The sequence below is a fragment of the Actinomyces bouchesdurhonensis genome, from assembly GCF_900128465.1.
GTDB classification, from domain to species: domain Bacteria; phylum Actinomycetota; class Actinomycetes; order Actinomycetales; family Actinomycetaceae; genus Pauljensenia; species Pauljensenia bouchesdurhonensis.
Genome location: NZ_LT635869.1, coordinates 124,956 through 135,651 on the forward strand (window position 1 = coordinate 124,956; position 10,696 = coordinate 135,651).

A 10,696-nucleotide genomic window follows, 5' to 3' on the forward strand; every position below is an offset into this window, starting at 1 on the left:
GGCCAGACCGTGGGCCGCGAGAGCGGCCAGGTGGTGGGCTACCAGGTGCGTTTCACGGACGAGGTCGGCCCCACAACCCTGGTCAAGCTCATGACGGACGGCATCCTGCTGGCGGAGATCCAGTCGGATCCGATGCTGCGCCGCTACGACACGCTCATCATCGACGAGGCCCACGAGCGCAGCCTGAACATCGACTTCATCCTGGGCTACGTGGCGCGCCTGCTGCCCGCGCGCCCGGACCTGAAGGTCATCATCACGTCGGCGACGATCGACTCGGATCGTTTTGCGCGTCATTTCGGCACGTGGGAGGGCACACCCGGCTCGGGCCGCCTGATCGAGCCCGCGCCGGTCATCGAGGTGTCGGGCCGCACGTACCCGGTGGAGATCCGCTACCGTCCCCTCGGCCCGACGACGCCCTCGTCGTACACGTCGGAGGCCTCGTCAAAGCAGACGGATGAGACGATCGAGGTCATCGAAACCACCGAGGTCACCGAGTCCGGCCCCCTCCAGCTGGTCCTGGAGGACCCGGACGACGAGCTGGCGACGCTGGGCTACGGCATGGGCGAGGACATCGACGTGGAGACCGCGATTTGCCACGCGGTGGACGAGCTGAGCGCGGAGGGCGACGGCGACATCCTGGTCTTCCTGCCGGGTGAGCGCGACATCCGCGACACGGAGGCGGCCCTCCTCGACCACTTGAAGGGACGAGGCCGGCGCGCGGGAGACGACAAGGGCGCACGCCCCGGCGACATCGAGATCCAGCCCCTGTACGCGNGAACCATGCATGGTGGCGTGGGTTGTCGGCACACGCGCGGGCACGCCTGACGCGGATCGTTGAGCACTCGAGCCCGCCTGGCACGCAGCACAACAGGGGCCTGAAGTCAGTCAGGCAGCCCCACGGTCCAGACTACCCGCCCAAAAACACGCACTAGACTCCCCGGCACACTCGCCGAGCGGGCAAGCCACGTCCCCGCGAATCCGCGCGAACGGGAAATCAACATCCGGATAGGAAACCAACATCCGGATAGCTTAATAACCTATCCGGATGCACATAACCTATCCACATCCGCGCAACCTATCCAGATAGCAACAGCTTATCCGCGCAGCGAGCCACCAGAGCGCGCCAGGGGGCGGGCCCAGGAGCAGAGGCAGCGACAGCGCAGCCTACCGGGCAGCTACCGGCCTGCTGGCACCCAGCGGCTGGCCCANGAGGCCGATCGCATCGTCATCATCGACGCCGGGAAGGTCCTCCTGGACGCGCCGACCGAGCAGGTTGTCGCCGACAACGAGGACCTCGAAGACGTCTTCGAGCGCATCACCTCCCACGCCGACGCCGAGTGAGCGCTCGGGGTCACGTGCCCCGAAAAACCCCCTCCGCCCTGAAGCCAACCGTGCGCGACGGGCAGCCGAGACGCGAGTACCCGGCCCAGACCTCGTCCCCACGGGCGCCAAGGCCCGCACGAGACAGGCCCCGACCTCATCCCGAGTCCGACGCCGAAGCCTCGCCCCACGAACCCAAACACGACACACGACACACGACACACGAAGAAGGAATCATGACCACCCACGCACCCGCGCGCACCACCCGACCGATCCCCTCCCCCTTCACGGGCGCGGGGAAGCTGTGGCGCGCGACGTTCCTGTCGCACATCCTCAACCCGTGGAACATGGCGTTTGCCCTGCTCCTGCCCCTGTTTATGTACGCGATGTTCGGGATGACCGAGGTTGCGCGCACCACTCAGACTGGGCGCGGCAACGTGGCCGCCGCGATGGTCGTCATGATGACCACGTACGGCGTGATCCTGGTGGGCGGATCGCTCGGCGCGACGCTGTCCGTCGAGCGCACGACCGGAATCTCGCGCATGTACGCGCTGACGCCCATCCAGCCGTGGGTGATTCTCCTTGTGCGCCTCACGGCCCTGGTGGCGCTGAGCGCGTTCATCGCGCTCATCTGCTTCAGTGTTGGCCTGGCCACGGGCTCGCAGCGCAGTGACGCTCCACGCGCAGAGCCAGCGTTTTCAGGCCCCGGTGCGCCAAGTACGTGTCGCGAGGGGACGGCACGTGCCCGAGGGCCATCTGCAGCTTCACGGCCTCGGCGGCCGCGTCGCGCTCGCCGAAGAAAGGCTCGACGTGCCCGGGCAGCTCCAGGCCGTCGCGCAGGATAACCGCGCCACCCACCACGTCGGAGTGACCGCCCACGTACTTGGTCGTCGAGTGCACGACGACGTCCGCTCCGAGCGCCAGCGGACGCTGCAGGAAGGGCGTCGCGAACGTGTTATCCACGATGAGCAAGCCGCCGACCTCATGCGTAAGAGCCGCGACCGCCGCGATGTCCGTGACCGTCAGGAATGGGTTCGAGGGGGTCTCTACCCACACGATCTGCGGGCGCTGCTCGCGGATCACATGCTCAGCCTCGGCGAGGTCACTCAGATCCGCGGCCTGGGAGGTGATGCCCTCCACTGGCTTGATGACACTCAGGNCGGCGCCGCGACCGCGGGTCTTGGGCTGGGCGTAGATGGCCAGGGCCTCATCCAGGGTGATGGTGAGCAGCTGATCCTCAGAGGCCAGCGTGCGCGAGTCCGTGCCCTTCTTCAGGTAGGGGCCGTAGCGGCCGTTCTGCGCGGTGATGACCTCGCCCGAGGCCGGGTCGGTGCCCACCTCGCGCGGCAGGGACAGCAGACTCAGGGCATCATCGAGGGTGACCGTAGAGATGTCCATGGTCTTGAACAGCGAGGCAGTGCGGGGCTTGAGGGTACTCTTCTTCGTCTTCTTCGCACCCTCCTCGGCGCCCTCGGTCGGCTCGGNACTGCCGCGACCGCCTGGCTCAGCCGCCGCGCCCTCCCGGGCGCATAACCTGCACCAGGCTCTGGGGGCCCGCCGATTGCCCGCACCCGCCTCTGACAATCCCTGCAACACCCCCTGTGTCGGTGGCGGACGAGTTGTGCACATCCGGATAGGTTGTTCGTACCCGGATAGGTTAAGCGCATCCGGATAGGTTATTAAGCTATCCGGATGTTTGTAACCTATCCGGATGTGCGTTACCTATCCGCGTGTGCACCCGTTCGGCACCCGATGGGGCCGGCCCAAACTCCAGCTGCTTCGGGCATAGCCACCGCGCCCGCGCCTCTCCGCGCGTCACCGCTCGGGGAACCCCAGCCTCGTCCCCACCCCCCAAAAGTTGCACGTAATTCCCCCAACGCTATTTCAAACATTGAATTCACAACGTTGGAATTGCAACGTTTTCTTGCATAACTAAAAACTGACCAAATTAAATTACGTGCGAGATTTGTGGGGAAGGCACCAGAGCGGTATCAGAGCGGCACCAGAGGGGCACCGAAGGGGCGTCAGATCCCAGCGAGCGCTTGATCCAAGTCCGCGATCAAGTCGCCCACGTCCTCGAGTCCGACCGCGAGACGCACAAGCGTCGCGGGCACTCCGCCCACGCCGCCCACGCGCGTCGAGTGCGTCATGATCGCCGGATGCTCGATGAGGGACTCCGGCGCGCCCAGGGACGCTGCCAACGCGAAGATGCGCGTGCGCATCGTCACCTCGAGAGCCGCCTCCCCCGTTGCAACCTGGAAGGACAGGACCCCGCCAACACCGCGAGGATTCTGACGTTGGGCCAGCTCATAACCCGGGTCCGAGGCCAACCCCGGATAGTGGACCGCGCTCACCTTCGGGTGGGAGGCCAGGAAAGTAGCCACCGCCAAGGCGTTGGCGCAGTGACGCTCCACGCGCAGAGCCAGCGTTTTCAGGCCCCGGTGCGCCAAGTACGTGTCGCGAGGGGACGGCACGTGCCCGAGGGCCATCTGCAGCTTCACGGCCTCGGCGGCCGCGTCGCGCTCGCCGAAGAAAGGCTCGACGTGCCCGGGCAGCTCCAGGCCGTCGCGCAGGATAACCGCGCCACCCACCACGTCGGAGTGACCGCCCACGTACTTGGTCGTCGAGTGCACGACGACGTCCGCTCCGAGCGCCAGCGGACGCTGCAGGAAGGGCGTCGCGAACGTGTTATCCACGATGAGCAAGCCGCCGACCTCATGCGTAAGAGCCGCGACCGCCGCGATGTCCGTGACCGTCAGGAATGGGTTCGAGGGGGTCTCTACCCACACGATCTGCGGGCGCTGCTCGCGGATCACATGCTCAGCCTCGGCGAGGTCACTCAGATCCGCGGCCTGGGAGGTGATGCCCTCCACTGGCTTGATGACACTCAGGAGCTTGTGCGTGCCCCCGTAGACGTCCGTCGAATGCACGACGTGATCGCCGGGGCGCGCCAGCAGGCGGATGACCGTGTCCTCGGCGCTCATGCCCGACGGGAACGCGAAGCCGTGCGTCGCCCCCTCCAGGGCGGCCAGCGCACCCGCGAAGGCATTGGTCGTCGGGTTGCCGCAGCGCCCGTACTCGTACCCTTCTCGCAGCTCACCGGGCCGATCCTGCACGAACGTCGACGTGACGTGCATCGGCGGCACCACGTCACCCGTCACGGGATCCGGGTCGAACCCGGCGTGGATGGCCAGCGTCGCAAAGTCGGTACAGTCAGTCGCACTCATACCGTCACAGTACGAGGCCGTAGCTGGATACGCCGAAGGATTTCGTCGGTCGATCTATTGTGACAGCGTGCACTCGGGGCGCAAAGAGGTGGCGACCGCGACCCGAGAACTGGGGGTATGAACCTCTCAACGCGCAGCTAAACCCTAGTGGTAGCAGTGTGGGCGCGCGGCCAACAGCGCCACCTATCGGGTTAACGTGCGCATCGAGGGACCCCTAGCGCCACCTATCGGGTTAACGTGCGCGCCTACACCCAGCCAGCGAGGGCGATACGCGCCTGTTCCTCCAGGGCCGTAACCGCACCGTCAGAATCATTAGCCCAGGGCACGTAATGAAAATCCCCGCCCCCGGCCTCGACGAAAGTCTCGCGGTTGAGCTGATCAATCTCCTCGAGCGTTTCCAAGCAATCCGCCACAAAACCCGGACAGATAACGTCCACACGCGGACAGCGGGCACGGCCAAGCTCACCCATCTCGTCGATCGTCTGCGGACCCAACCACTGCGCACGCCCAAACACCGACTGAAAACAAACCGTCAGTGACCCCATCGGCAGGCCCAGGCGCGTTTCCAACGCGGCAACCGTACGGCGGCACTCACCCCGGTAGGGATCCCCGGCCTCGTCCATGGCGACCGGAATCGAGTGGAAAGACACGACAACACGATCACCCGCGAGGAAGTTCGGTCGGCCCACACGCTCCCAATGTTCCTCGAGCGCTACAGCTAGCGCGTCAATATATGCGGGGGCAGCCGGGAAGGAACGCTGAAGGCGCATCTCGAAGCCGTCGCGGTTACGGCGAATCCACCGCGCAATCGTGTCATTGAGGGTCGCCACCGTGGAGGCAGCATACTGCGGGTATGCAGGCAGGACAGCGACGCGCCGCACCCCGTCGGCGTGAAGACCGTCCAGGATGGAGCCGATGGAGGGCTGCCCGTAACGCATCGCGACTTCGACGCGCACACCCGGCAGACGTTCACCCAGCAGGCGCGCCTGCTCGCGGGTGTAGCGCATGAGGGGTGAACCCCCATCCAGCCAGATACTGCGGTATTTGGCGGCGACCGGGCGCGGGCGAACGCGCAAAACGATGCCTTCGAGGATGGGCTTCCACAGGAACGGACTCATTTCGATGACGCGGCGGTCGGAGAGGAACTCACGCAAGTACGCGCGCACCGCTGACGGCTCGGGCGCGGTCGGCGTGCCTAGGTTCACCAGAATCAGGGCGGGCTGTGCATCGCCTGGTCGGGCGTTCATCGGGCGTGCGGCGCGAGGGTCGACTGGCGTTAAATCCTCGGAAATCATCACCCGTTCAGAATAGTGGTCCGCGGACGCGCTGTCCCTGACTTGGTGTCACCTCCCTGCAGCCTCGCCACGCAACGCGAACGCTAACCGCCTCAATAACGGGCGGAACGCACGCTCCCGCTCACTACAGGCCTCGTTGTGCCTGCGCGACGCACTAGCATCGCCACGCCTCACTCGTGGTCGCGCAACGCGATCACGCGGTAGCACAACGCCAACACGTTCCCGCATGGGAGCCTCCTTGTCGGAGATACACGGGTGCCCCGCCTATCAGATAGGCGGGGCACCCGGGCGTTATTCACGCGAAGCCGACGGCTTCGCGTCCTCCTGATGGAGGGATCTGGCTCAGGCCTGGCCGTTCTGCGAACGGATGAACCACGCCTGCTGCTCGAGGCGGCGAATGTAGTCGTTGAGGATGTCGGCGGAGGCGGAGTCCTCGGCGTCGACCTTCTCGTGCACGTCGCGCATGGTGCCGACGGTCGCGTTGATGGAGGCGACGGCGAGTTCCTCGGCGTCATCGGTCTTAATGATGGTCTCGGGGACGGTCGGCAGGGTGTTGCGCTGGGCGACGACCTCGGGCAGGCCGTTGGGGACGACCTGGAGGGCGCGCATGCGCTCGGCGATCTCGTCGGAGGCTTCACGGGCGATGTCAACGACATCGTCAAGGAAGAGGTGGAGGGAACGGAAGCCCTCGCCGGTGATGTTCCAGTGCAGCTGCTTGCCCACGAGGGACAGTGCCGTGACGTCGGTGAGGACCTTCTGCAGGTTGCCTGCGAGAACGTCGGAAGCCTTGAAACCGGTGGACTCAACGGTCATGATGAATCTCCTCTGCTTGTGTATTCGATGCGGGCGCGACCCTCGTGAGGCGTTGCCCTTCAGACACAACCATCTTGGTCCTTTGGTCCCGAGATTTCTAGCGCTGTCCGCTGTTTAGTAAAATGTTTCACGATTGTGTCAAGTATGGGAATAACGCCCGGTTTTTGGGTGTTATTACATCACTGGGACTTTGGCCCTATCGGATAGGGTCGCCTTACCAATCTTTCACGAGGCCACGGTTGCCTCACGCTTTCGATTTCCACGAGGCCATGGCCCCATGCTGTCGGGCAGCGTCGCCCCCGCGCGACCGAGCATACCTCGCCCATCCAGCCACCCCACGAGCCCCGAGCCACCCCTGTGGGCAGGCATCACACAACGACACTGCCAGGCCGAGCAGTCGACGGTCAGCAGAGGAAGCGAACCTACCCACTACACAAGTCGCACGTAATTTCCCTCGGTCAGTTTTCGAGAGCCCCCGAAATCGTTGCAATTCCAACGACATGAATTCAAATGTTGAAATAGTCAGAAGGGAATTACGTGCGACATTGTTGGGCAACCACTCATGGAGCCTCACCGAGAGCACCTGGGGGCTATAGGCGCAAACGTGGTGCTTTAGACGGCGTGTCGTGGGTCTAGTGGGGGCTATAGGCGCAAACGTGGTGCTTTAGACGGCGTGTCGTGGGTCTAGTGGGCGCGTCCGGCCCAGCCTTTGCGTGGCCAGAGTCCTTCTTCTGGGGTGGGGGTTCCTTCCGGGATTCCGTGGCGTTTCTGATCGGTGTGGTTGGGGTGTTTGGGTGTGGGGATCCGGCGGGGTGTGGGGCGCCCGTCGTGTTCCCATTGGGTCAGGACTTCGGTGGGGGTCGGGGGTTGTGGGGTGCGCAGGAGGAGAGCCCATTCGGCGATGACGGCTTGGTGGTAGGCACTGGCACCGCGGTGAGCGTGGAGGAGTTCACGCACGACAGCGTTGATGGATTCGACGTGGTTGGTGGTGGCGCAGGCCGGCGGGTCGGCTGGTGTGCCGTCGGGGTTGGTCAGGTAGGTGAACAGCACTCCTTGGCGTGCCAGTCGTGCCAAGCGTCGGTAGGCGCGGCGCGTGCGTTCATGCGTGTACCACCAGGTTTTACCGGTTTTTGACGCCCATGCAGGGTCTTGAGCGGCGAAGGTGCGCTGTGACATCCATTCTCGGAAGGTGTGCCCAAAGTCGTGGAGCATCGTCAACCACGCGCTGGCTTGGTCGACGCTGGTGATGCTCGTCAAGCGTCGTGACAAGGCCAGCAACGCCCGTGCGGGTTCGGTTCTGGGATGCATGGTGAGGTCGCGGATGATGTCACGATGAACGTGGACCAGGCAGCGTTGCACGCGCGTGGAGGGCCATAGGTGCGCGATAGCCGCCAAGGCGCCTGCAGCACCGTCGGTGGTGACCACATCGGCAGGAGCGAGGCGTTCAAGTAGGGCCGTGTAGGCCTGCGCGGATTCGTTGGCCGCCCACTGCCACTCCAGCACATGCTCGCGGTCTCGGGCGATCAGCAGCACCCATTCGCCCGACAGGTGCATGCCGTCAATGAAGATCTGATCGTGGACCTGCCCGGTGACGGGCGGGTGAGGTACCGGCACCTGCCAGCACCAACAGGTACGACGCCGGAAAGCGCGCGCTGAGCCTTCCTGTTCGTCTTGGGTGTGCCGAGACGTCGCCCACGCGATGAAGTCTGCCAGCTCATCGGCTTGTTCGTGTCGGCGCGCACGCCCTGATGGACATGTGGTTGACAGGGCGCACGAGGTGCATTTCCACCGTTGAGCGCCCGCCGCGGTGTGTCCATTCTTCTTCATCGGCACAGCGCACACCGGGCAACGCCGAGCACGATTCGATCGTGTTCTCACCCACTACACGATCACCCCAGAAAGTCAAGGAAGCTGCGCGATTAACCGCCCGAACCTAAATAACAGCGACTTTCGCCCGCAATCCCAACCTAAACACGGAACTTAAGCACCACGTTCGTGACCTATAGTCCGCACCTGGCCACCCCCGCACTCAGCCCAGGCCTCGTCCATAGACGAAAACGCCCACCCCTGTAGGGGTGGGCGCTTCTGAGCCGCCTGTGGGAATCGAACCCACGACCTATTCATTACGAGTGAATCGCTCTGCCGACTGAGCTAAGGCGGCCGTGCCTGCCGTTCCGTGTCGGGCGCGCGGGCAACGGCACAACTCTACTGGAAGGAGCGCCGACAACGCAAACCAAGAATGCCCACGAGGCAATGTCGTGGGTCACTGCCTACTTGCACATGAGGCCGTCGGTCGGGACGGTGCCCTTCACCAGGTAGTCCTCGACGGCGTTGACGACGCACCGGTTAGCGCCGCGCCGGTATGCCGTGTGATTCCACCCTTCGACGGAGACGAGGACACCGCTGGCCAGCTGCCCGGACAGGCCTTGCGCCATGGAGTAGGGGGTGGCGGGGTCGTGCGTCGTGCCGATCACGACGATGGGGGCAGCGCCCTGGGCGGTAATCGGATGGCGGTCGGCGTGGCGTGTGGGCCAGACGGACAAGCCAGCGGAAGGGTAGCCGACGTAGCGGCCCAGGATGGTGAGTTCGCTCTTCAGGGAGGTGGCGCGCTCGATCCATTGCTCTTGTGTCCCCTCCGGCTCATAGTCCAGGCTGTTAATCGCGTTGATGGCGTCGGCGGAGTTGTCGGCGTAGGTTCCGTCGGGGTTGCGCGAGTTCATAAGGTCGGCGATTGCCAACATTTGTGTCCCGTCGCCCTTACGCCACGCGGCCTCGAAGGCGTCGGTGAGCTGCGGCCACCGCTGGGTGTTGTACATGGAACCGGTCAGTGCAGTGACGGCGAGTCCCTCAGTGAGTGGGCGCTTGGGGTCGTTGGTCGTCATCGGCGTGCGCGCCAGGGAGTCAAGGAAGGAGCGCACGGTTGCCACGCCCTCGTCCTTGGTGCGTCCCATGGGGCACGAGGCCTGGGTGGCGCAGTCGGTGATCCACTGTTGGAGGGAGGCGTCCAGGCCGCGCATCTGCAGGGTGGAGATGTCGTCGACGCTGAGCGAGGGGTCCAGGGCGCCGTCGAGGACGAAGCGGCCGACGCGCTCGGGGAAGAGTTCTGCGTAGGTGGCGCCCAGGAAGGAGCCGTAGGAGTAGCCCAGGAAGTTGAGTGTGTCCTGGCCGAGGACGGCGCGTACCATGTCGAAGTCGCGTGCGGCGCTGACCGTGTCGATGTGTTCGAAGAGGTTGCCGGATCGTTCGCGGCATCCGTCGGCGAAGGCGCGTGATTCTTCTTCGGTGTCGGCGATCGCTGATTGCGGGTTGTCGTCGTTCCCATCGTTGTCGTCGCCGGCGTTGCGTTCGTCTTTCTCTGCGTCGGTTATGCAAAAGACGGGGGTGGAGGCGCCGACTCCACGCGGGTCGAGGGCGACGATGTCGTACGCTGCGACGACGGAGTCGCCGAGGCCTAGGGCCGAGTAGTAGGGCAGCGCGGAGACGACGGAGCCGCCGGGGCCGCCGGGGTTGACGAAGAGGGCGGGAGCGTCTTTCTGTCCGGATCGGTGGATGGCCAGCGCCAGGGAGATCTGGTCGCCGTCGGGTTCGTCCCAGTCCAGGGGTGCTTTGAGGAAGGCGCACTGGTATTCGCTGGGGTCGGAAGAGTCGACTCCCTGGAAGGTTTCGAATGTTCCCTCCGAACACACGCCCCACGTGATGCCCTGCTCGTAGTACGGCTGGGTGGACCCCGATTGGACGGGGATCGACACCGACGAGGAGGTGGCGGTGGTCGCTGGAACGGGTCCCCTGGCGCGTGTCCCCACGTAGCCGACGACGGTCAGGACGACAGCGACGACTGCGAGGATCGCGACGGCTGCTACCGCGAAGGAGCGTGTCTTCATGGCCCCGATTGTATACGCTGAATCGCTGGGTCAGTTTTCAGGCCTGTGGGCGCAGGGAGATCGTCATGTCTTCGAGGACGAGGAGGGGGTTTCCGTTGGCGATGAGGCGCCGGCGCGCCGTCTCGATGTGGTCGACGCGCGCGAGGGTCTGGCGGGGCGT

General features: G+C 65.0%; 5 protein-coding genes, 1 tRNA gene and 6 pseudogenes. 3 read left to right on the plus strand and 9 right to left on the minus strand.

All coding sequences use genetic code 11. The annotated features are described in order from the left end of the window. The 3 pseudogenes from BQ7477_RS08950 to BQ7477_RS13090 form a co-directional block, all read left to right on the plus strand. A pseudogene (locus BQ7477_RS08950) lies at positions 1-774 on the plus strand (DUF3418 domain-containing protein); the annotation flags it as partial. A 435-nt stretch (positions 775-1,209) separates the two neighbouring features. Then, a pseudogene (locus BQ7477_RS13085) lies at positions 1,210-1,341 on the plus strand (ABC transporter ATP-binding protein); the annotation flags it as partial. Positions 1,342-1,556: 215 nt separating this feature from the next. Continuing rightward, positions 1,557-1,985: pseudogene (locus BQ7477_RS13090) on the plus strand (ABC transporter permease); the annotation flags it as partial. A gap of 1 nt (position 1,986) precedes the next feature. Here BQ7477_RS13090 and BQ7477_RS08960 read toward each other — a convergent pair. The 9 genes and pseudogenes from BQ7477_RS08960 to BQ7477_RS12835 form a co-directional block, all read right to left on the minus strand. Next, positions 1,987-2,493: pseudogene (locus tag BQ7477_RS08960) on the minus strand (PLP-dependent transferase); the annotation flags it as partial. Next, positions 2,485-2,802: pseudogene (locus BQ7477_RS11635) on the minus strand (topoisomerase C-terminal repeat-containing protein); the annotation flags it as partial. The pseudogenes BQ7477_RS11635 and BQ7477_RS08960, both read right to left, overlap by 9 nt. A 542-nt stretch (positions 2,803-3,344) precedes the next feature. Further along, positions 3,345-4,547 carry a PLP-dependent transferase gene (locus tag BQ7477_RS08970; protein WP_073983647.1) on the minus strand — a complete coding sequence of 401 codons (1,203 nt, stop codon included), beginning with the start codon at positions 4,545-4,547 and terminating at the stop codon, positions 3,345-3,347. A gap of 245 nt (positions 4,548-4,792) precedes the next feature. Continuing rightward, on the minus strand, positions 4,793-5,794 hold the full coding sequence (gene hemH / locus BQ7477_RS08975; RefSeq protein ID WP_129582547.1) for a ferrochelatase: 1,002 nt from the start codon (positions 5,792-5,794) through the stop codon (positions 4,793-4,795). A 390-nt stretch (positions 5,795-6,184) separates the two neighbouring features. Beyond that, the gene (locus BQ7477_RS08980) at positions 6,185-6,655 is read right to left on the minus strand and encodes a Dps family protein (protein WP_073983649.1); all 471 of its coding nucleotides are present in this window, start codon (positions 6,653-6,655) and stop codon (positions 6,185-6,187) included. Positions 6,656-7,339: 684 nt separating this feature from the next. Beyond that, entirely contained in the window at positions 7,340-8,533 is a 1,194-nt protein-coding gene (locus BQ7477_RS08985) for an IS1249 family transposase (protein WP_338072949.1), read from the minus strand. A 210-nt stretch (positions 8,534-8,743) separates the two neighbouring features. Beyond that, positions 8,744-8,816, minus strand: a tRNA-Thr gene (locus BQ7477_RS08990). 109 nt (positions 8,817-8,925) lie between these two features. After that, the gene (locus BQ7477_RS08995) at positions 8,926-10,536 is read right to left on the minus strand and encodes an alpha/beta hydrolase (RefSeq protein ID WP_073983650.1); all 1,611 of its coding nucleotides are present in this window, start codon (positions 10,534-10,536) and stop codon (positions 8,926-8,928) included. Between the two features lie 37 nt (positions 10,537-10,573). Next, positions 10,574-10,696, minus strand: a pseudogene (locus tag BQ7477_RS12835) (DNA polymerase III subunit delta'); the annotation flags it as partial.